Origin of the sequence: Gordonia rhizosphera NBRC 16068 (genome assembly GCF_000298195.1) — a bacterium.
GTDB classification, from domain to species: domain Bacteria; phylum Actinomycetota; class Actinomycetes; order Mycobacteriales; family Mycobacteriaceae; genus Gordonia; species Gordonia rhizosphera.
Genome location: NZ_BAHC01000217.1, coordinates 1 through 19,757 on the forward strand (window position 1 = coordinate 1; position 19,757 = coordinate 19,757).

Consider the following 19,757-nt stretch of genomic DNA (forward strand, 5'->3'; position numbering starts at 1 on the left):
CTTACCTCGGCCAGGACGGTGCTTCTTCTTCGCCACGCGGGCGAGCCTACTAGGGTTGATCGACAAGCTCGGCGCGTGAACCGGCACACTCGAAGCCCCGCGTCGGCATGCCCATCTCACCGACACACGAAGACCGCCGACGGTGCCGACACGTCAGTCCGTCGGCGCTACCGCCACCGTGCGGCCCGTTTCGGCGGACTCCCGGGCTGCTGCCAACACGGCGATGGTGCCCAGCGCAGTCCGGGCCGGCACGGGTTGTGCGCCGGTGCCCGCCACGGCAGCCGCGAACTCTGTGTAGAAATCCTGATAGGCACCAGGGAGGGACGGAATCGGTTCCGCGCCCTCGGCGGTGTGTAACACACCCCAACGATCTGGCTGTTCGTATCCCCACCCACCGAGATCGTCGATGGGTCGCTTGCCCGCGAAGAGGGCCTGGGCCTGTACGTCCGTCCCGTCGGACACATAGCTGCCCGCGGAGCCGAACGCGCGCAACCGTCGGGCCTCGAGGTGGTTGACCTTGCTCGACGACAGGGTCGAGTAGATCCCGTTGTGATGGGTGATGTTGACGACGAAACCCGCGTCGGTGCGTCCCTCGGGCAGGTCGACGTAGTCGAGATGGGCATCGACCCGCTCTGCCGAGCCGAACAGCCACAGCACCTGATCGACGACGTGTGCGCCGATGTCTCGGAGTAACCCGCCGGTCGGACCCGCTTCGAGGGTGTTGGCACCGTCTTGGTCGAAGTGGGATTCGACGCGCCACATGTCGCCCAGCCGTGGCAGCACGCTCCTCAGCGTGCGAATATCCGCGTCGTAGCGCCGGTTGTGGAACACGCTGAGCAGCACGCCGGCTTCGTCGGCCGCGACGACCATCTCGCGGGCCGTCGCCACGTCGGGAGCGAAGGGCTTGTCCGCCACCACGTGCACGCCCCGCGCGATCGCCTCCAGCACGAGATCTCGGCGCGTCTGCGGTGGGGTGGTGATCGTGACGGCGTCGACCCCTGAGTCAACGAGCTCGCCGAGGCTCGCGAAGACCGGCACACCGGGGAAGTCCGCACGCGCCTCGGCGATCCGCGCCGGCGACCTGGCCACGATGCCGCTCAGCGTTATCCCCTCGGCCGCCTCGACGAACGGCGCATGGAAGCACCGTCCACCCAGCCCGTACCCGACAATCCCGATTCGCACAGTCATGCGGAAAGTATATGTCAAGACATTCGCACAAAAATACCCCTGGCGGGTCCGGATTTCCTCGGCCGAACCGAGCCACCGAACGCCGTCGCACCGCGACCGGACCCGAGTTCGGGTCGGAAGCTGGTCATCGTCATCGACCTGAGGACGGAATCGGCGACGGCGGGTTCACAGGTCGTTGCCGGCGTAGGACAGGTTGAAGCTCTTATTGGTCAGCGGGAAGTCGGGCACGATCGTGTCGGTCATCGCCACGGGCAGAGCGGGCCAGTTGAACCACGACGGGTCGACGATCTTGGCGCGGGTGAGGTGTCCCGTCGCGTCGGCCTCGACGCGGTGCACGATCGTCCCTCGCCAGCCTTCGACGATGCCCACCCCGCTCACCGACCCCGACGGCGCCGGCACGACCGCGTCGTGATTGATGGCGCAGTCACCGGTCTCGATGAGGTCGCAGGCCAGTCGGGTCGATGCGGCGAACTCATCGCGGCGCACGGTGTAGCGGCCGAGAACGTCCCCGGTGGGCGCGGTGATCTCGGTGACCGGTAGGTCGACGACGGGGTGGTCGAAGCGGGCGTCGGTGACCACGCCGCTCGCGCGCGCCACATAGCCGAGACAGCCGAGTTCCACGGCATGGTCGGTGCTCAGGATCGAGGTGCCGGTGAATCGGTCGAGGATCACCGAGTTCGCGAGCGTCAGTTCGGCCACCTCCGCCAGGTCCGCGGCGATCGATCTCAGCTCGTCAACGTCGGGCAGCGCGCGCAAGGTGACACCACCCGGCCGGATCGCGCCGCGCAGCAGGCGATGCCCCGTTACCCGCGCGTTGATCCGGAGTAGCTGTTCACGGATGCGTTGCGCGTGCGCATTGGCCAATGCGAAGCCGACGTCGTTGGCCAGCGCACCGATATCGGTGGCGTGGTTGTAGAGCCGTTCGAGTTCCACCAGCAGTGCCCGGGCCCGGTGAACGCGGTCGGGCAGCACGAGGCCCAAGGCCTCCTCGACCGCCAGGCTGTGCGCGACGGCATGACCGGCGGATGTGTCACCGCTGATCCGTTCGGAGAGGTCGACGGCGCCGGTCGCCGGGCGTCCCTCGAAGAGCTTTTCGATGCCGCGGTGGACGAACCACAACCGGGCCTTGAGCCTCAGCACCGTCTCACCGACGACGGAGAACCGGAAGTGTCCGGGCTCGATCAGCCCGGCGTGCACCGGGCCGACCGGGATCTCGTAGACACCCGGGCCCTCGACGGTGAGGAACGGGAAACCGCCGGTCCGGTCGAATTCGGGCGGCGAGCCCGCGTCGGCGCGCATCGGATACCAGCCCTCCGGCCAGTGCGCGTGCGCGACCATCCGCCGCGGACGCGGATGGCCGGTCGGCGCGATGCCGTACAGATCCATCAGTTCCCGCTCGAAGCGGCCGACGGGGAACGACAGATCCGCCAACGACCGCAGCTGCGGATCGTCGGCGGGCACGACGACCTCGAGTTCCACCCGACGATCCGGCCGGCCGGCGAGGAACAGGTACACCACCCGCAGGTGATCGCCGTCGTCGTGGCCGGCGACCAGGGCGAGCCGGAAACCGTCCGACAGTAGTTCGGCGGCCCGGTCCGCGCGCTCGTCGGCGGCCATCCGGTGCCGGACCCGGTGGATCTCGGTCATGACGCCCCCAGCTGTTCGGCGGCGGTGGTGAACAGGTCGGTGAGCGGTCCGGCCGTCACGCCCAGCGCGACCGATGCAAGAATGCCCGCCAGCAGCGCGCCTGCGATCGTCGCCGGGACCGCGATGGCTGGGGCCGCGCCGTCTGGAGTGCCGAGCAGCAATCGTGCGGAGCGGCCGACCAGCGCTGCGAAGGCCACGGCGATCAGCAGCATCGCCACGCCGAGTACCACGGCGAGCCCGGCGTCGGCCAACGCGCCGGCGATCGACACCTCGCTGGCGAACATCGCGAACGGCGGCAGGCCGAGCAACACGATCATCCCGATGGCGAACGACGTGCCGATCAGGCGGGACCGGCCGAGGACCCCGGTGATGTCGGCCATCGCCGTGGAACCGTGCGCTGCCTGCATCTGCCCTCCGGCCAGGAACAACACGGACTTGCCGATGCCATGGGCGAGCACATGCAGCAGCAGCGCCGCGATGGCGAGTGTGGTGCCGGCCGCCGCGGCGATGGCGATCAACCCCATGTTCTCCATCGACGAATAGGCGAGCATCCGTTTGAGGTCGGTGGTCACGGTCAACATCAGCGCGGCGATCGCCACGGTGAGCAGACCGGTGATCACCAGTCCGGCACGCAGGAAACCGGTGCCGACCGATTCGTCGACGATGGGCTTGATCCGCAACAGGACGGAGAACGCGACCGAGAGCAGCACACCGCTCATCAGCGCCGACACCGGAGCAGGTGCCTGGCTGTGCGCATCGGCCAGCCAGGTGTGGAACGGGGCGAGGCCGACCTTGGCGCCGTAGCCGATCAGCAACAGCCCGCCGGCGAGGCGGGTCACGTCGGGGTCGAGATCACCGGCATGCGCCAGCAGGACGTCGAGGTCGAGGGCGTGCGCCTCGGGCGCACCGGCGTGTCGGGCCGCGAAGTACAGCAGGACGGTGCCCAGGAACGCGACCGCGATACCGACCGAACAGATCACCACGTACTTCCACGTCGCCTCCAGCGCGGTGCGGGTCCGTCGGTGCCCGACGAGGAATGCGGTGACGACGGTGGTGGCCTCGATCGCCACCCAGGTCACGCCGATGTTGTTGGCGGACACCGCAACCACCATCGCCGCCAGGAACGCCGGGGTGAGCGCGCCGTAGGTGCGGGCGCCGCGGGGATCGGTGTGGCCGTGGTCGAGTTCGGCGTCGATGTAGCCGATGGACGCCCACGTGGTCAGCGTGCCGACGACGCCGATGACGATGAGCATGGTGACCGACAATGCGTCGACGCGCAGCAGTCCGCCGAGCGCGAGGTGCTCTTCGGACCCGTAGCCGAACCCGAGCGCGACGCCGCAGCCCAGGATGGTGAGCGCGGCCAGCACCGTCAACGACGCCGTCCATCGTCGCCAGCCGGCGGTGACCGCGGCCGCCGATGCGGCGAGTGCCACGAGAACGGGAGTGAGTACGAGAATCGTCATCAGTCGCGCAACTCCTGCAATGCGTCGAGGTCGGCAGCGCCGAACGCCCGTCGCAATCGGCCGGTGAGCACCCCGATGACGATCAGGGCGAACAGCACGTCGAGCGAGGCCCCGAGTTCGACGATGAGCGGGACGCCGGCAGTGAGCAGGAACGCGGCGGCGACGATGCCGTTGTCCATCATCAGGAACCCGGCGGCCTGCGACACCGCGTGTCGTCGGGTGACCATCACGAACAAGGCGATGAGGATGACGGCGAACGCGGCCGGGACCGCACGCGCCGCCGTGTCGGAATCCAACGCCGCCAGCGGCCGTGTGACGCCGAACGCGACGACGGTCAGACCCGCCGAGATCAGCAGCGACGCGGTGGTGTTCACCAGCGGTGTCGCCTCGCGCTGGTCGCTGGGTTCGGCACCGAGCACCCTCGACAACAGCCACGGCAGGGCGAGCGCACGCAGTACGAACACCAGACCGCCGACGGCCAACAGCACCGGCTCGTCCTCCTCCACACCGAGCACCACCGCGATCGCGGCGAGCGCGGCACCCTGCCAGGCCAGCAGTGCCACGATCCCCTTCAGATCGCGCCGCCAGACGATCAGGACCGCGGCGAGCACCATGCCGCCGACGGCGAGATCCAGTAGCGATGCGTAGTCGGTCATTCCTCACACTCCCGCGCCGAAGAAGTTGGCGGCCGTCACCGCGAGCAACGCGAGCAGGAACGACCCGGCGAGTAGTTCGGGTACCCGGAACAGGCGCAGCTTGGCGATGAACACCTCTGCACCGGCGAGTACGACGGCCAGCACGGCGACCTTGACCACCACCGCGACGACACCGACGACGACGTCGAGCACACCCGGGTCGGCGCCCGCAACACCCCACGGCCAGAAAAGATTGGCCAGCAGTGCCAACAGCACCGTGAGCCGCATCGCGCTCGCCCATTCGACCAGCGCCAGACGAGGACCCGCATACTCGAGCACCATCGCCTCGTGCACCATGGTCAGCTCGAGGTGGGTGGCGGGATTGTCGACGGGCAGACGGCCGGTCTCGGCGATGATCACCACGACGAGCGCGACGAAGGCCAGCACCCCGGCCGGCGATGCCACCCGCCCCGGGTGCTCGACCGTGTGCTCCACGATCGCACCCAGATTTGATGAGCCTGCCGGGATCGACAACGCGAACACGGCGAGCAGGATCGTCGGTTCCACCAGGGCAGCGATGGTGATCTCTCGGCTCGCGCCCATCCCACCGAACGCGGTGCCGGTGTCGATACCGGCCAGCGTCAGGGCGACGGTCCCCAGGAATAGCAGACCGACGACCGCGAACAGATCGGCCACCGGATCGAGTGGTGAGCCGGTCGCCACGAGCGGGGTGACGGCCACGATCAGCAACGTCGAGCCCGCCAGGACCAGAGGCGCTGTCGTGAACACGACTGTGGTGCCGCGCGGGTCGATCTGCTGTTTGCGCAGTTGTTTGCGCAGGTCCCGCCACGGTTGCAGCACCCCGCCGCCACGGCGGCCCTCGGAGGCGGCCCGGACCTGCCGCATCGCGCCGATCACCACCGGCGCCCCGACGACGACCACGCCGAGCTGCGCCACCCCCGCCAGGAAGGTCGTCACGGTCATCGCGCCACCACCAGCACGATCAGCACGCCGAGCGCACCGTAGGCGAGATAGAGGTGCACGCTGCCGGTGTGGGCCCGACGGACCAGCTGCGCACAGGTCTGAACTGCCCGGAGCACCGGCGGATAGAGCCGATTCTCCACGACGTCGGTGACCCGGGCACGGTAGGCGACCTTCTCCACCAGATAGCGCGACTCCTCGAAATGGGTCACCTCGGTGTCCGTGTCGGGGCGCAGCACATCGTCGAACACGCGCTGCAGCGGTTCGGCGAACGAGGTCGCGGTGTACTGCATGCGCGGGGTGAGATCCTCGGCGCCACACGCCCACAGCGGCAGGTCGGCGGTTTCCGGACGACGGCGCGAACCCCAGCTCGCCGCAACCACCGCGACCAGGATCGTGGCCAGCAACGCGGCGGCGATCAGGCCGGGCGCGATCGATCCGGACAGTCCCGGCAAGTGCAGCATCGTCCCGAGGTCGGGCGCATCGGTCCGCACCGCCGGCATCGTCACGAGGACCCGCCCCAGCAGCGGGCCCAGCACGATCGGGGCGACGGCGACGACGACACACGCCGTAGCGGCGATCGTCATCCCGGCGATCATGCTGACCGGCGACTCCGCGGCGCCGGTGGCCTCGCGGGACCGGGGCCGAGCGAGGAATCCGATGCCGAATGCCTTGACCATGGCGGCGACCCCGAGGCCGGTGGTGAGGGCGACCGCGCCGACGGCCAGCGGCGCCGCCAACGCCACCACGGCGTCGTCGGCCGGTCCGGTGTGGATGAGTGACTGCACCAGCAGCCACTCCCCGACGAATCCGGCACCCAGCGGGAGCCCGCACGCGCCGAGCGCTGCCACCCCGAACAAGACGGTCGTCGCCGGCATTCGACGGGCCAGACCGCCGAGGCGGTCCAGGTCACGCAGGCCCGTCGCCGCGAGCACCGACCCCGCCGAGAGGAACCCGAGGCTCTTGAACGCGGCGTGTGCGATCAGTTGGATCACCGCCGCGGCCATCGCCACCGAGGCGGCGTCGTCGGCGCCCGACGCCGCGAGCAGAGTCGCGGCACCCATGGCGAGCACTATCAGGCCCATGTTCTCGGTCGTCGAATAGGCAAGCAGCCGTTTGAGATCGGTGGCGACCGCGGCCTGCAGCACCCCGTAGACCGCCGATGCCCCGCCGACGATGAGCAGCACGATCCCCCACCAGCGCGGTCCCGGTCCGAGCAGTTGCAGGTCGAAGCGTGCGATGCCGTAGATGCCGAGGTTGACCATCGCCGCGCTCATCAGGGCCGACACCGGGCTGGGGGCCTCGGGGTGGGCGCGGGGCAGCCAGGCGTGCAGTGGCAGCAGACCGGCCTTCGACCCGAACCCGACGACGGTGAGAAGGAACACCGCCGTACGCGTGCCCTCGCCGACCGAGCCGAGATCGGCGAAGACATCTCCCCCGCCGGCCGCGGCGTACACCATCAGCCCGACGAGGATCGCGACGAATCCCAACTGGGTCATCACCGCGTAGAACACGCCCGCCGACCGCACTTCCGGCCGCCGATGTTCGGCGAGCACCAGGATCAGCGAGGTCAGCGCCATCAGCTCCCAACCGAGCAGGAAGGTGGTGATCGAGCCGGCCGCCGGCACCACCAGCATCGCGGCCACGAACAGCGGCAGCACCGCGAGCGGAGCCCGGCCCAGATGCTCGCGCCGCGCGTAGCCGATCGCGTACACGCCCACCGGTATCGCGACGGCTCCGGTCAATGCCAAGAAGAAGCCACCCAACGCGTCGACGTCGAGGTCGACCCCGATCAACGGGATGAGCCAGCCGATGTGCACCGGCGCGGGCGAACCGAACACGCCGACCAACCCGATGCCGAGACCAAGGACCCCGATCACCGAGGTGAGCAGGCCCGCCACCACTGCATCGCTCCCGGGACGAGCCGGGCGCCCCGCGTGCACCGGCGCGGTCTCCAGCGTGGCGCTCACCGGCCGGTCACCGACCGCAGCGCAGCGACGATCTCGTCGGGGGCCGGCGGGCAGCCGGGGATCTCCACGTCCACCGGCACCACGTCGCCGACCGCACCGACGACCCCGTAGGCGTCGCGGAACACGCTGCGGTTGAGGGCACAGTCGCCGCAGGCGATGACGACGCGCGGCTTCGGGGTCGCCGCCACGGTGTTGCGCAGCGGGTCGGCCATGTTGCGGGTGACCACGCCGGTCACCAGCAGGGCGTCGGCGTGGCGCGGCGAGGCGACCAGTCGCGCGCCGAAGCGTTCCGCGTCGTAGACGGGCCCGAACGCGCCGCCGATCTCGATCTCACAGCCGTTACACGATCCGGCATCCACGTGCCGGATCTGCAGTGAACCCCGCACCCCGGCAGGCGGATTCACCGCCCTGACCGGCGGTTCGCCGGCCGGTTCGGCGACGCGGCCGACGGCGAGGATCTTGCGCAACCATCCCATCGCGCGGACTACCGTTCGTCGGCCGCGCTACCGGCCCGCAGATCGCTCAACACCTCGACGTGCTCACTCAGCATCCCGGTCAGCACCTTGCGCGCCACCACCATCAGCTCGGCGATGTCGGGCGCGGCGAGCGAGTAGATCACCGTGCTGCCCTCCTTGCGGGCGACGACGACACCGGCCCGCCGCAGCACGGCGAGTTGCGCGGACAGGTTCGACGACTCGAGGCCGACCTCGCCCAGCATCTCCGCGACCGAATGGTCCCGCTGCGTGAGCAACTCGAGGATCCGGATGCGCGCGGGATGGCCGAGGGTCTTGAAGAACTCGGCCTTGAGCTTGTACAGCGGCTCGGACACGTCGGGCCTCCCTTGAAGAATCCTTCGTTCTTACGATTCATCAATTGAAAGATTTATCAAGTCGTCATTTAAGCAGGTTCGAAGCCGTCCGTCGAATGGACGACCAAGTCACCAATGACAGATGTCCTGTGGAGGGTTGGTGCTGATCTGCAACGTTCGGTACGCCAGAACCCCTTGGCACATACCGATGTCGGAGGCGACGAGCGCATACCGCGGCGGCTGTCCCGTTTGCACGCATCCCAGGCCACTACCGTGCGCCACCGAGGCGCCCCAGTCCCGCCAAACGATCTGCGAGATGGCGTTGGGGCACGAGCCCATCGAGATCACCGCGGGTTGCTCTGTGCCGTACCCGCGCGCATCTGGGCCCACCCCCGACGTCGAACCGAGCACGACCATCGATGCGGCCTGCGTGACCGGCGCTTGCACTCCCTGTTCAGGTCCGACCTCGACCGCCGATTCGTTCAAGACGACGGTGCCGTTCTGGATGAGCTGGAATCCGTCGCGGGTGATCACGTAGCGCGCGTTGTCGGGGGCGTTGACGGCGACGAATCCACCCGGCTGACGGTAGACGTCATACAGGTCGATAGTGGCGCCGTCGGACATTCGGTAGCCGCGGTAGTACAGATCGTTCGTCTCGCTGCGGCAGACAACCAGTGCCGACTTCTCGGTTCGCATATACATCTCGGCGTTGTCGTCACCGAGGCACCGGGCGCCCTCCCCAAAGACGAAAAAGCCGTGGGCATCGGCATCGGAAGCCGACGATGGCGCCGCATTAGTGATCGTCGGCGGGGCCGCGGTGACCGTGTGACGGACAGTGACGGTAGAGGGTGGCCCGGCAGTCCGAAAAGGTCCCGCGCTTGAGCAGCCGACCAACAGCCCACCCAGCGCCGCGCCGAGAAATGCGATTGCGACTGCGACGTTTCGCATGATCTTCCATCCAGTCCCCGGTCCCCGGTCCTCGGATCTCGGGCTCGGGATCTCGGGCTGGACCGGTGCCATCTGCACTGGATGCATAGCACGCACCGTCCGCTGGGCGCTCGGTGTTTCCGGGCACTGCGGCGAAAGCGGCCAAGGTTCACCCGAACGCGCCACAGGAGCAGCGGCACACGGTGCTCGACCACTCCCCGGCATCGCATTCGAGATCGGCCTGGGTCGCTGCGCCCTCCCGGAATAGGCGGACGACTGCCAGCCTTATTAGATGCGTGAGCAAGCAAGTGAAGACGAAGGAGGACACCATGTCCACGAACAACACTGCAACGCAGTCGGCCCTGGGAACGGTCGTTGATCTGGGCAAGCCCTGGCGCGGCGTCGGGCCGTTCCTGTTCGCGAGTCGACACGTCGACAAGTACCCCCGCGGCAACGCCCAGGGCGGTCCCGCATCCGGCCTCGACGGACGCCCGCTCGGCAGCGACTTCAACCACCCATCCGGGTGGAGCATGTACCACGGCCACCGGGTGCCCGGCTTCCCTGCGCATCCCCACCGCGGCTTCGAGACCGTGACGATCGCCCGCCAAGGCATCGTCGACCACGCCGATTCGACGGGTGCCGGCGCACGCTACGGCGACGGCGACGTCCAGTGGGTCACCGCGGGACGCGGAGTGAGTCACTCCGAGATGTTCCCGCTGGTGAACCAGGATGCCGACAACCCGTTCGAGCTGTACCAGCTGTGGCTGAACCTGCCGGCCGCGAACAAGGGCGCGGCCCCCGAGTTCACCATGCAATGGCACGAGGACATCCCCGTGGTCACCGGCTCCGAGGGTGCGAAGGTCACCGTCATCGCCGGCGAGTTCGACGGTACGGCGCCGCTCGCTCCCCCGAAGGCCTCCTGGGCCGCGAGCCGCGACTCTGACGTCGCGATCTGGCTGATCGACCTCGAGCCGAACTCGTCGATCGAGATCCCGGCCACGAACTCGGACGCCGCCGAGCGCTTGCTGTACGTACATGGCGACGCGAAGGCCTCGGTCTCGGTCGACGGTACGACGGTGCACGACGGCCAGGGCTTCGCCCAGACCACGCGCAGCCGGTTGACCCTGGCCACGTCGGCGGTGCCGGCGACCGTGCTGGTGCTGCAGGGCGCCCCGCTCAACGAGCCCGTGGTGTCCTACGGCCCCTTCGTGATGAACACGGACGCGGAGATCGAGCAGGCCTTCGCCGACTACCGCCGCGATCAGTTCGGCGGCTGGCCGTGGCCCGACACGGCACCGGTGTACGACCTGGACGCTCCGCGGTTCGCGATGTACGGCGACGGCCGGATCGAGCACCCGCGCGAGTTCGCAGCACAGTGACTGCACATTGGGGTTTGATTCAATGACCGCGCGCGCATCTAAGGGGTGTCATCAACGGCGCGCACCCCGATGCCACGGGAGGCAACGATGAGACCCGGCGACGTATGGCACAGCCTCCTGATCGCCTACGGCAACCTGTCCACCCAGTTCTCCACGGCGCTGGAGAACGCGTACCGCGTGAGCCTCGCGGAGTTCGAGGCGCTGCTGTGGATCGACCGCGCCGGCGGCACCCCGATCCAGGCGATCGACCTCGTCGATCGCCTGCTGCTCACCCAGAGCGGCGTCACCCGTCTACTCGGCCGGCTCGAGTCCGCCGGATTCATCGACCGGGTGCCGTGTAGCTACGACGGCCGCCGCAAGGACATCTCGCTCACCGAGCACGGCCGCGAGACCTTCGCCGCCATGAAGGAACTCCACGCCGCGCACATCGAATCGCTCATCACCGCCCGCCTCACGGACCGGCAGATGGACGAGCTGACCGAGCTGCTCATGCTCCTGGCACCCAAAGAAAGGCTGGTATGACAATGGATTACGGACATGAACTGAAATTCGGCACGTTCATCACCCCCGACATCTCCGACCCGGGGCGCACGGTGGATCTGGCAGTCGCGACCGACACCCACGGTCTCGACCTCGCCACGTTCCAGGACCACCCCTACCAGTCGCGGTTTCTCGACACATGGACCCTGATGTCGTACGTGGGGGCGCGGACCGAGCGGATCTCGCTGTCCCCCAACGTGGCGAACCTACCGCTGCGCCCGCCCGCCGTGCTCGCCCGCTCGGCGGCCTCGCTCGACGCCCTCACCGGAGGTCGTGTGGAGCTCGGCCTCGGCGCGGGCGCGTTCTGGGACGCTATCGATGCGATGGGAGGCCGGCGCCTCACGCCCCCGCAGGCAGTGGCCGCTCTCCGCGAGGGAATCGCGGTGATCCGCGGGGTCTGGGGTCAGGGCACCAACCACGTCGACGGGGAGTACCACTTCCTGCACGGCGCCAAGCCCGCCGCCCCGAAGCACCCCATCGGTATCTGGGTCGGCGCCTACAAGCCCGCGATGCTGCGCGTCACCGGCACGTTGGCCGACGGTTGGTTGCCCTCGCTCGGGCAGATCCGGGCGCAGGGCGGCGAGGCGCTGGGGTCTGCGAACGCCCGGATCGACGACGCCGCCACTTCCGCCGGTCGCTCCCCCACCGACGTGCGGCGCCTGCTCAACGTGGGCGGCGTCGACGACCTCCCGCCCTCCGAGTGGGCGAAGAAACTCACCGAGCTGGCCCTCGAGCACGGCTTCTCCACGTTCATCTTCTCCGGCGACGACAGCCCACGGTTCCCCGCCGTGATCGGCGCCGAAATCGCCCCAGCGATCCGTGCGGAGGTGGCCGCCGAGCGCGGGGACGCCGTCTGACGCCCGATTGTTCCGGCAACGACTCCAGAAACGAGAAGAACCAGCTGTCACCAGCTGGTTCTTATTGTGGCCAGGGCCGGGATCGAACCGGCGACCTTCCGCTTTTCAGGCGGACGCTCGTACCAACTGAGCTACCTGGCCGGACGGCACCCGAACCGAATGCCAATCGCAAGAAATTGCGACCCTGACGGGACTCGAACCCGCGACCTCCGCCGTGACAGGGCGGCGCGCTAACCAACTGCGCCACAGGGCCATGTTCTGTTGTGTGCTCCCCCGTCCCACTGGGGGCTGGGCAAGCGTACCCCCTACGGGATTCGAACCCGCGCTACCGCCTTGAAAGGGCGGCGTCCTAGGCCGCTAGACGAAGGGGGCCGGTTCTCCGTTGGGAGCCGACTCAGCTTAGGACACACGCCGGACAATTCACAAATCAGCAGGCCAAGATCGTTTTCGGGGCATGATTGCCACCGATGGCCAGGCGCAGAAACCAGGCCATCGACCGAAAAACCCGCGAATGTGGCAGGCTGCCGTCGCGACTGCGACGACTGTGATTTTGCCGACACTGGCGTCATCATCCGACCCCTCCCCACGATCGCCCACGAGACCTGTAAACTCGTCGGCGCCCTGCTTCGCGGGGCACGGCCCCTATAGCTCAGTTGGTAGAGCTACGGACTTTTAATCCGCAGGTCCCAGGTTCGAGCCCTGGTGGGGGCACCGCAAACCGCCTGGTCACCGGCAGTTTTTGCGTTGAGAGGGCACGTGCGGCGCCGCCCATGCCACCCCCGTGCTCCTCACCGGCGCGGCGGCGCGTCAGGGCCGCTCTGTCGGCACCGGAGCGTTGATCAGAGAACTGTTGTGCCGCACCGTGATCTGAGGATTGGGATGAAGGCGCGACGACCGGGTGCGACGCCATCGTTCCGCCGGCATGAGCGCGCGATCGGTCGCTCAGGCGAGGCGGTCCGATGATCGACGACGAACAAACGAACAACACCTATGCGGTGTCGCGGTTGTTCGACGCCTCCGCCGGCTTCCCCGGCGCGTCGAAACCCTCGTTGTTGATGCGCGCCATCTCGGCCCGGACACGATCGAGCATCTCGACGAGCTGAGCCCGTTCCGGCGCGCTGAGGACACCGAAACCGCGTTCGTCGAGCTGGAACTGGCGCATCAGCGAGGTCTCGAGACTCCGTGATCCCGCCTCGGTGAGCTCCAGTGTGATCAGACGTGCGTCGTAGGTGCTGGCGGTGCGATTGATCAGCCCGTCGGATTCCAGCGCCTTGAGCATGTTGGACATCGTCTGTCGACTCACCTGCAACAGGTTGACGAGGTCGCGGGCGCTGATCGGCGCGAACAGCCAGATCACGTAGAGCACCCGAAACGACAGCCACGATCGTCGATCGCGTCCGTGGATGTATTTCTCCGAGACCACGGCGTGCGCCTGAGCGGCTCGGGTCAGCGCGATGCCGGCCGTAGTGGCCTCGTAATCCTGGTCCGGGAAACGGGCCTTGGTACGACGGCGCATCTCGTCGGTGAACGAGGGGCGCCCCGTACGACCCTCACCGGCCGTCGACTCCGACGTCATGGCATTCCTCCTGCTGCGTGAAGTCCTCGACGACATCCTCCCAGAGGACGTCCGGTCAGTGCGTCAACTACCACACGGGTCATCGTGACCTGCTACACAGAAGTTGTCAAACTATTGACTGTCAATATTGGGACAATCTAGTGTCATGAGTCATAGCCGCTCCAGCCGGACGGTGACCATCACACGTCTCACCGCCGCATCCGGTGCGACCGAGAAGAAGGACAGGGCTCATGGAACTCCGGGACGCCATCCGCCAGAACCCCATGACGAGGTACCAATGGTCAGTGGTGGGGATCTGCATCATGCTGACCCTCATCGACGGTTACGAGATCCTCGTGACCGCGTTCACCCTCCCCGCGCTCACCGCCGAGTGGGGGCTGTCCCTGGAGCAGGCCGGTCTGGTCGCATCCATCGGCACCCTCGGAATGGGGATCGGCGCGGTCCTCTTCGGCCCGATGGGTGACCGGTTCGGACGACGACGACACATCCTCGTGTCACTGGTGCTGATCGTGCTCGGCATGGTGGCCTCCGGCCTCGCGCCGTCGTTCACGGTGTTCCTGCTCTTCCGGTTCCTCGCCGGCATATTCCTCGGTGGCATCGTGCCGAGCATCAACGTGCTGGTGTCCGAGTACGCCTCGGACGCCCGGCGCGGCAGCGTGATGGGCATCTACGGCGTCGGCTTCCCGCTCGGCGCGGCCATCGGCGGATTTCTCTCGATCTGGCTGATCCACCACTTCGACTGGCACGGCCCGTTCCTGTTCTCGGCGATCGTCACCGCTGTGCTCGCCGTCGTCGCCTACTTCACCCTGCCCGAATCGGTCAGTTACCTCGTCGAGAAGCAGCCGCGGGGCGCCATCAAGGCGTACAACCGCATCGGGGTCCGCCTCGGTCTCGGCGGCGGGCATGAACTGCCCGAACCCACCGCGCACGTCATCAAGCCATCGCTGGGCAAGGACATGTGGCGTGGCATCATGCTCAAACGCACCCTGTTGCTGTTCATCTCGTACGCCTTGCTGATCGGTGCCTTCTACTTCGCGAACAGTTTCACCGCCAAGCTGGTGGCCGCCTCGACCGGTGACGACACGATCGGCATCACCGCGCAGGCTCTGGTGGCCGCCGGCGGCGTGGCCGGCGCACTACTGTTCGCCGCCTTCTCGCTGCGTCTGCATCCGCGCATCGTCACCGCGGTGGTGATGTTCATCGGAACCGCCGCGTTCTTCCTGTTCGGCACGTCCTTCCATCACACCGGCCTGGTCCTGGTACTGGCCGTGCTGGTCGGCCTCGCGGCCAACGGCGGTGTGGCCGCCTACTTCGCGATCAGCCCGTCGGTGTACCCGACGGCGATCCGCGCCTCGGCGGTCGGCCTGATGATGGGCTTCGGACGGGTGGTCGCCTTCCTGGCACCCAACATCGCCGCGTTCATGCTCTCGCACGGTCTGACCCCGCCGCAGGTTTACCTCGTCTACGCGGTCGTGCTGGCCGTCGCCGGTCTCGCGGTGATCGCGCTGCATCGCACCTACCGCGGCGACCATGCGCTCGACGCAATGGAAATCGAGAGCCAGGTCGGCCTGCGCCTCGACGCGGACAGCACCGCGAAGGTCCGTTCCGCGTCCGTCTGATTCCACCACTGCAACGAGAAACCAAGGAGCTCTTCATGTCTCGCCCCGACGTCAGCATCAGCGCATGGTTCGCCGCGCGAGCCGACCGATCGCCGCACCGCCGCGCACTCACCTTCGAAGGCATCACGGTCACCTACGCCGCACTGCTCGATCGGGTCGAGCGACTGGCCGGAGGCCTGGCGGCGGCCGGCGTCGGGGCGGGAGACCGGGTGGCCTTCCTCGGCGCCAATCAGCCCGCGCTGATCGAGACCTTCCTGGCCGCCAACCGGTTGGGTGCCGTCTTCCTGCCGCTCAACTTTCGGCTCGCCGCTCCGGAGATCGACTTCATCCTGGCCGACTCCGAGCCGGCGGCGATCGTCGCCGACAGCGCCCACCGCCCGGTCCTCGATGCCATCGACTCCCGTTCGGCGACCCGGGTTTGTGTCGACGGCACCGACGCCGTCGGCTGGACCTGCATGGCCGAGCTTTTGGTCGCCGCGCAAGCTCCGGCACGGACCGCCGAGGAGGACGACGCGGCGATCCTGATGTACACCTCGGGCACCACCGGACGCCCCAAGGGCGTCATCCTGACCAACGGAAACCTGTTCTGGAACAACATCAATCTCGAACACCTCTACGACGTCCGCGAGGACGACGTGACGCTCGTCGTCGCTCCGATGTTCCACATCGCCGGACTCAACGTCACCGTCTTCACCACGCTGTTCAAGGGCGGCGAGGTGCGCATCCATCGATCGTTCGACGCGTCGGCGGTGCTCGACGAGGTCGAACGCTCGTCGATCACCACGATGTTCGTCGTGCCGGCGATGCTCAACGCGATCTGTGCGCGGCCGGATTTCGCCGGTCGCGACCTCTCGTCGCTGCGGGTCGTCATCTGCGGCGGGGCTCCGGTACCGGAGGCGCTCCTCCGGCGGTACGCCGACCGCGGGATCGGGGTGCTTCAGGGCTACGGCCTCACCGAGACGTCGCCGGCGGCGATCTTCCTGACCGCCGAACATGCCCTGAGCCGCATCGGATCGGCCGGCCGTCCGCCGCTCTTCGTCGAGGTACAGTTGCGCACCGACGACGGCACCGTGATCACCGAGTCCGGTGTCCGCGGGGAGGTCTGTCTGCGCGGCCCCAACGTCTCGCCCGGGTACTGGAACCGTCCGGACGCCACCGCGGAGGCGCACGACGCGGACGGATGGTTCCACACCGGCGACATCGGCGTGCGTGACGCGGAGGGCTTCTACGCCATCGTCGACCGTGTCAAGGACATGGTCATCACCGGCGGTGAGAACGTGTCACCGGCCGAGGTGGAGAACGCCGTCTACACCCACCCGGCGGTCGCCGACGTGGCGGTGATCGGCGTGCCGGACGAGCGATGGGGTGAGGCCGTGACCGCCGTGGTCGTCCTGCGCCCCGACGCCGATCTCACACTCGAGCAGCTGCGCGACCACTGCTCCCGATCACTGGCCCGATACAAGCTGCCCAACCGCCTGATCCTGTCCGACGAACTGCCCCGCAATGCGTCCGGCAAGGTGCAGAAGTTCCGGCTGACGGAATCGATCCACGCCATCTGACTCGCCAAACCCGCACAACGACAGGGAAATTCCATGCAGCAGCTCACCGGTCTCGACCAGATGTTCTTCTCCCTCGACACCCAGACCACCAACTCCGTGCTCGGCGGGCTGGTCCGCTTCGAACCGCCCGCCGACGGACAAATCGGCCCCGACGAGGCCTTCATGCGCAAGCGCCTGGCCGAGCGGCTGCCGTTCATCCCGCCGATGACCAAGGTGGTCCGCAACGTACCGCTCGGCCTCGACTACGGCTACCTCGCCGACCCCGGCCGCATCGACATCGACGATCATCTCCGGACCGTCGAACTCCCCGCACCGGCCGACGACGCGGCCCTCGCCGAGGAGGTCTCGCGCATCATGGGTTTCCCGCTGCGCTCCGACCGTCCGCTCTGGGACCTGTGGATCATCACCGGCCTCGCGGACGGCAGCGTCGCGATGCTGCTCCGTATCCATCACGGGATGGTCGACGGTTCGACGATGCCGCGCATCTGGGATCTGTTCTCCGACGAGCCGACCGAGCCGATGGAAATCGACCGGACGCGCACGGCACCACTGCCCGAACCGCTCTTCGGAGAGGCGGAAATGGCGGTCCGCGCGGTGACCGGGATCCTGAAGCGTCCGCTGACCATGACCCGGCTGACCTATCGGTTCGGCAAGTGGGTGGTCACGCGCTATCCCGAGGACGGCCTGACCACGGTGCCCGGTCTGGTCACCAGGGTGCTGCCCGGGGCGCCGGGTCGCGTGGGTACCTCGGCGGTCAATTTCTTCCGTCGTCGTCGTGGTGCCGACGAGGTCCAGCCGTATCTCGAGACCTGGTTCCCGCCGCGCACCCGGTTCAACGCACGGGCGTCGAGCTCCCGGCACTTCGTGTTCTCCGAGATGGAGCTGGCGCGGGTCAAGGCGGTCGGCAAGCGGATGGGCGCCACCCTCAACAACACGGTCGTCGCGATCTGCGCCGGCGCGGTGCGGCGCTACCTCGAGGAGCACGGCGGCAGCCCGGACGAGCCGTTGTGTGTCTGCGTGCCGGTGTCGTTGCGGCACGAGGACATCGAGGTGCCGTGGTCGAATCACGTACACATGATGTTCAGCGACTTCCCGACGCAACTCGATGATCCGATCGAGCGCGTGCGGGTGGTCACCCGGGATCTGACCAGGGCGAAGAACTCCTTCGACGGTCTGCCCACCCATTTGATCCGCGAGGCCAGCAACTTCCTGCCGAAGGATCTGCTCAGCTGGATGACCAAGCTGTGGATTCGACTGCCGGAGAATTACTCTCGCGCTCCGTGGAATCTCGTGGTGTCCAACGTGCGTGGCCCGTCGAAGCCCGCGACGATGAACGGGGTACGGGTGCTCGGCTACTGGCCCGCGTCGTTTCTGTCGATCGGCGGTGGCCTCAACATCACCCTGCAGAGCTACGTCGACAAGATCTGCTTCGGTTTCATCGGTGCACCGGAGCTGGTCGGCGACCTGTGGCCGCTGGTGGACTACATGAACGACGCCCTGGCCGAACTCGAGGCCGCCGTCGACGCCCAGTACGCAACGACGCATCTCGACACGGCTCCCGTGACACCGGAAAGCGGTGCTCCGAAGACAAATGAAACAGTGAATGATGTTGTCGCCGAAAAGATTACAGTGAGCCGGTGAACCGGTGGATACGCCGCGCGACCTGGGGGTTCGTCGAACCCCCACGCACGATCGCGGAGGTCGGGCTGGTCACCGCGAGCCTGCCCGCCCTGGTGACGGTGCCGCGCCGCGGCGCGCAGCACCCGGTGCTCGTGGTGCCGGGCCTGGGCGGAGGCCGCGCTGGATCGACCCGAACTGGTTCGTCAGGTCATCACCCTCGGCACCCCGCTGACGCACCGCTGGTACTCCGACGACCATCAACAGGCGCGCGGGACACTCTCGGTGCCCACGACAGCACTGTGGTCGCGGTTCGACCACATCTTCGCGCCGGCCGACTGTGTGCCGGCGGCCGGTGCGGGCGCCGAGAACGTCGAGATCCTGTCGTCGCACCTGGGCAAGGCATCCAACGTGGCGGCCTGGTTGGTGGTGGCCGACCGGCTCGCGCAACCCGTCCATCTCGACAGCCGTTCCGGTCTCGGGTCTCGCGGCCCGGCCCTGGAGAACGATCCGCTCGGCGATAGGCGCTACCACGTCGAATCACGAAGCGTTCAGCCCGAACCCACGTCAGTACAATGGCCCGATGGCTGAATCAGTCAACACCACAGGGGAAATCGTCCGTCGCTACTTCGCCATCGTCGGCGACCTCTCCTCGACAGAGGATGATCTGCGCGCCATCCTGCACCCGGATGCCGTGTTCACCGAGCTTCCCAACCCGATCGCCCCGCAGGGCCACGTCCGAAACCTCGAGGAGACGGTGTCCGGTTTCCTGGCCGGCAAGCAACGCCTGGCAGCGCAGAGTATCGCGATCGAGGAGGTACTCGCCTCCGACGACCGCGCCGCGGTGCGCTCGGTCTGGCGGGGACGGATCGGCGATGCCGAGATCGTCGCCCACATGGCCGGATTCGTCACCGTCACCGACGGCCTGGTAATCACGCACGACACCTACGACTGCTACGAGCCGTTCACGCTCCCCTAGTGACGCAATTTC

At 67.8% G+C, this 19,757-nt stretch carries 18 protein-coding genes and 4 tRNA genes; 9 read left to right on the forward strand and 13 right to left on the reverse strand.

The window, feature by feature from the left end:
- Positions 1-153 precede the first annotated feature (153 nt).
- The 9 genes from GORHZ_RS26205 to GORHZ_RS26245 form a co-directional block, all read right to left on the reverse strand.
- Positions 154-1,188 carry a Gfo/Idh/MocA family oxidoreductase gene (locus GORHZ_RS26205; RefSeq protein WP_006338449.1) on the reverse strand — a complete coding sequence of 345 codons (1,035 nt, stop codon included), beginning with the start codon at positions 1,186-1,188 and terminating at the stop codon, positions 154-156.
- A 165-nt stretch (positions 1,189-1,353) separates the two neighbouring features.
- Positions 1,354-2,805, reverse strand: a complete 1,452-nt coding sequence (locus GORHZ_RS26210) for a hydrogenase large subunit (protein ID WP_373279636.1) — start codon at positions 2,803-2,805, stop codon at positions 1,354-1,356.
- 26 nt (positions 2,806-2,831) lie between these two features.
- Entirely contained in the window at positions 2,832-4,298 is a 1,467-nt protein-coding gene (locus tag GORHZ_RS26215) for a proton-conducting transporter transmembrane domain-containing protein (RefSeq protein WP_006338453.1), read from the reverse strand.
- On the reverse strand, positions 4,298-4,954 hold the full coding sequence (locus tag GORHZ_RS26220; protein WP_006338455.1) for a hypothetical protein: 657 nt from the start codon (positions 4,952-4,954) through the stop codon (positions 4,298-4,300). The genes GORHZ_RS26215 and GORHZ_RS26220 overlap by 1 nt, the downstream gene beginning before the upstream one ends.
- A gap of 3 nt (positions 4,955-4,957) precedes the next feature.
- Positions 4,958-5,917 carry a respiratory chain complex I subunit 1 family protein gene (locus tag GORHZ_RS26225; RefSeq protein WP_006338457.1) on the reverse strand — a complete coding sequence of 320 codons (960 nt, stop codon included), beginning with the start codon at positions 5,915-5,917 and terminating at the stop codon, positions 4,958-4,960.
- Positions 5,914-7,857 (reverse strand): proton-conducting transporter transmembrane domain-containing protein, encoded by a 1,944-nt coding sequence (locus GORHZ_RS26230; protein ID WP_169330699.1) that lies wholly within the window; start codon positions 7,855-7,857, stop codon positions 5,914-5,916. Before GORHZ_RS26230 ends, GORHZ_RS26225 begins: the two co-directional genes overlap by 4 nt.
- A gap of 23 nt (positions 7,858-7,880) precedes the next feature.
- Positions 7,881-8,360, reverse strand: a complete 480-nt coding sequence (locus tag GORHZ_RS26235; protein WP_006338466.1) for an NADH-quinone oxidoreductase subunit B family protein — start codon at positions 8,358-8,360, stop codon at positions 7,881-7,883.
- A gap of 8 nt (positions 8,361-8,368) precedes the next feature.
- A complete protein-coding gene (locus GORHZ_RS26240) occupies positions 8,369-8,713 on the reverse strand; it encodes an ArsR/SmtB family transcription factor (protein WP_006338468.1) in 345 nt (114 codons plus the stop codon).
- A 108-nt stretch (positions 8,714-8,821) separates the two neighbouring features.
- Positions 8,822-9,394 carry a hypothetical protein gene (locus GORHZ_RS26245; RefSeq protein ID WP_157205369.1) on the reverse strand — a complete coding sequence of 191 codons (573 nt, stop codon included), beginning with the start codon at positions 9,392-9,394 and terminating at the stop codon, positions 8,822-8,824.
- Positions 9,395-9,948: 554 nt separating this feature from the next.
- Between GORHZ_RS26245 and GORHZ_RS26250 the strand changes: the two genes are divergently transcribed.
- The 3 genes from GORHZ_RS26250 (at position 9,949) to GORHZ_RS26260 (ending at position 12,395) form a co-directional block, all read left to right on the forward strand.
- Positions 9,949-10,998, forward strand: a complete 1,050-nt coding sequence (locus GORHZ_RS26250) for a pirin family protein (RefSeq protein ID WP_051999092.1) — start codon at positions 9,949-9,951, stop codon at positions 10,996-10,998.
- 87 nt (positions 10,999-11,085) lie between these two features.
- Entirely contained in the window at positions 11,086-11,520 is a 435-nt protein-coding gene (locus tag GORHZ_RS29760) for a MarR family winged helix-turn-helix transcriptional regulator (protein WP_006338475.1), read from the forward strand.
- Entirely contained in the window at positions 11,517-12,395 is an 879-nt protein-coding gene (locus tag GORHZ_RS26260) for an LLM class flavin-dependent oxidoreductase (protein WP_006338476.1), read from the forward strand. The genes GORHZ_RS29760 and GORHZ_RS26260 overlap by 4 nt, the downstream gene beginning before the upstream one ends.
- Positions 12,396-12,462: 67 nt before the next feature.
- On the opposite strand, the gene GORHZ_RS26265 is transcribed toward GORHZ_RS26260, so the two are convergent.
- The 3 genes from GORHZ_RS26265 to GORHZ_RS26275 form a co-directional block, all read right to left on the reverse strand.
- A tRNA-Phe gene (locus tag GORHZ_RS26265) sits at positions 12,463-12,536 on the reverse strand.
- A 38-nt stretch (positions 12,537-12,574) separates the two neighbouring features.
- Positions 12,575-12,648 (reverse strand) — tRNA-Asp (locus GORHZ_RS26270).
- Between the two features lie 46 nt (positions 12,649-12,694).
- A tRNA-Glu gene (locus GORHZ_RS26275) sits at positions 12,695-12,767 on the reverse strand.
- 266 nt (positions 12,768-13,033) lie between these two features.
- On the opposite strand from GORHZ_RS26275, the gene GORHZ_RS26280 reads away from it, so the two are divergent.
- Positions 13,034-13,106: transfer RNA gene (locus GORHZ_RS26280), tRNA-Lys, on the forward strand.
- A 277-nt stretch (positions 13,107-13,383) separates the two neighbouring features.
- Here GORHZ_RS26280 and GORHZ_RS26285 read toward each other — a convergent pair.
- Positions 13,384-13,971, reverse strand: a complete 588-nt coding sequence (locus tag GORHZ_RS26285; RefSeq protein WP_006338477.1) for a MarR family winged helix-turn-helix transcriptional regulator — start codon at positions 13,969-13,971, stop codon at positions 13,384-13,386.
- Positions 13,972-14,201: 230 nt separating this feature from the next.
- On the opposite strand from GORHZ_RS26285, the gene GORHZ_RS26290 reads away from it, so the two are divergent.
- The 5 genes from GORHZ_RS26290 to GORHZ_RS29765 all read left to right on the forward strand — a co-directional run bounded on the left by GORHZ_RS26290 (position 14,202) and on the right by GORHZ_RS29765 (position 19,745).
- Complete coding sequence (locus tag GORHZ_RS26290; protein WP_006338478.1) at positions 14,202-15,590, forward strand: MFS transporter; 1,389 nt, start codon at positions 14,202-14,204, stop codon at positions 15,588-15,590.
- A 35-nt stretch (positions 15,591-15,625) separates the two neighbouring features.
- Positions 15,626-17,149, forward strand: coding sequence for an acyl-CoA synthetase (locus GORHZ_RS26295; RefSeq protein ID WP_006338479.1), 1,524 nt, complete (start codon positions 15,626-15,628; stop codon positions 17,147-17,149).
- Positions 17,150-17,182: 33 nt separating this feature from the next.
- Positions 17,183-18,790 (forward strand): wax ester/triacylglycerol synthase family O-acyltransferase, encoded by a 1,608-nt coding sequence (locus tag GORHZ_RS26300; RefSeq protein WP_006338481.1) that lies wholly within the window; start codon positions 17,183-17,185, stop codon positions 18,788-18,790.
- Positions 18,791-19,051: 261 nt separating this feature from the next.
- Complete coding sequence (locus tag GORHZ_RS26305; protein WP_006338483.1) at positions 19,052-19,357, forward strand: hypothetical protein; 306 nt, start codon at positions 19,052-19,054, stop codon at positions 19,355-19,357.
- Positions 19,350-19,745, forward strand: coding sequence for a nuclear transport factor 2 family protein (locus tag GORHZ_RS29765; protein ID WP_006338485.1), 396 nt, complete (start codon positions 19,350-19,352; stop codon positions 19,743-19,745). Before GORHZ_RS26305 ends, GORHZ_RS29765 begins: the two co-directional genes overlap by 8 nt.
- Positions 19,746-19,757 lie beyond the last annotated feature (12 nt).

Bases quoted from the DNA above. Each gene is read 5' to 3' on its own strand.
- GORHZ_RS26205 (WP_006338449.1), bottom strand. From the start codon at position 1,188: ATGACTGTGCGAATCGGGATTGTCGGGTACGGGCTGGGTGGACGGTGC.
- GORHZ_RS26220 (WP_006338455.1), bottom strand. From the start codon at position 4,954: ATGACCGACTACGCATCGCTACTGGATCTCGCCGTCGGCGGCATGGTG.
- GORHZ_RS26235 (WP_006338466.1), bottom strand. From the start codon at position 8,360: ATGGGATGGTTGCGCAAGATCCTCGCCGTCGGCCGCGTCGCCGAACCG.
- GORHZ_RS26210 (WP_373279636.1), bottom strand. From the start codon at position 2,805: ATGGCCGCCGACGAGCGCGCGGACCGGGCCGCCGAACTACTGTCGGAC.
- GORHZ_RS26250 (WP_051999092.1), top strand. From the start codon at position 9,949: ATGTCCACGAACAACACTGCAACGCAGTCGGCCCTGGGAACGGTCGTT.
- GORHZ_RS26300 (WP_006338481.1), top strand. From the start codon at position 17,183: ATGCAGCAGCTCACCGGTCTCGACCAGATGTTCTTCTCCCTCGACACC.
- GORHZ_RS26245 (WP_157205369.1), bottom strand. From the start codon at position 9,394: ATGTATATGCGAACCGAGAAGTCGGCACTGGTTGTCTGCCGCAGCGAG.
- GORHZ_RS26295 (WP_006338479.1), top strand. From the start codon at position 15,626: ATGTCTCGCCCCGACGTCAGCATCAGCGCATGGTTCGCCGCGCGAGCC.
- GORHZ_RS26290 (WP_006338478.1), top strand. From the start codon at position 14,202: ATGGAACTCCGGGACGCCATCCGCCAGAACCCCATGACGAGGTACCAA.
- GORHZ_RS26285 (WP_006338477.1), bottom strand. From the start codon at position 13,971: ATGACGTCGGAGTCGACGGCCGGTGAGGGTCGTACGGGGCGCCCCTCG.
- GORHZ_RS26215 (WP_006338453.1), bottom strand. From the start codon at position 4,298: ATGACGATTCTCGTACTCACTCCCGTTCTCGTGGCACTCGCCGCATCG.
- GORHZ_RS29765 (WP_006338485.1), top strand. From the start codon at position 19,350: ATGGCTGAATCAGTCAACACCACAGGGGAAATCGTCCGTCGCTACTTC.
- GORHZ_RS29760 (WP_006338475.1), top strand. From the start codon at position 11,086: ATGAGACCCGGCGACGTATGGCACAGCCTCCTGATCGCCTACGGCAAC.
- GORHZ_RS26225 (WP_006338457.1), bottom strand. From the start codon at position 5,917: ATGACCGTGACGACCTTCCTGGCGGGGGTGGCGCAGCTCGGCGTGGTC.
- GORHZ_RS26260 (WP_006338476.1), top strand. From the start codon at position 11,517: ATGACAATGGATTACGGACATGAACTGAAATTCGGCACGTTCATCACC.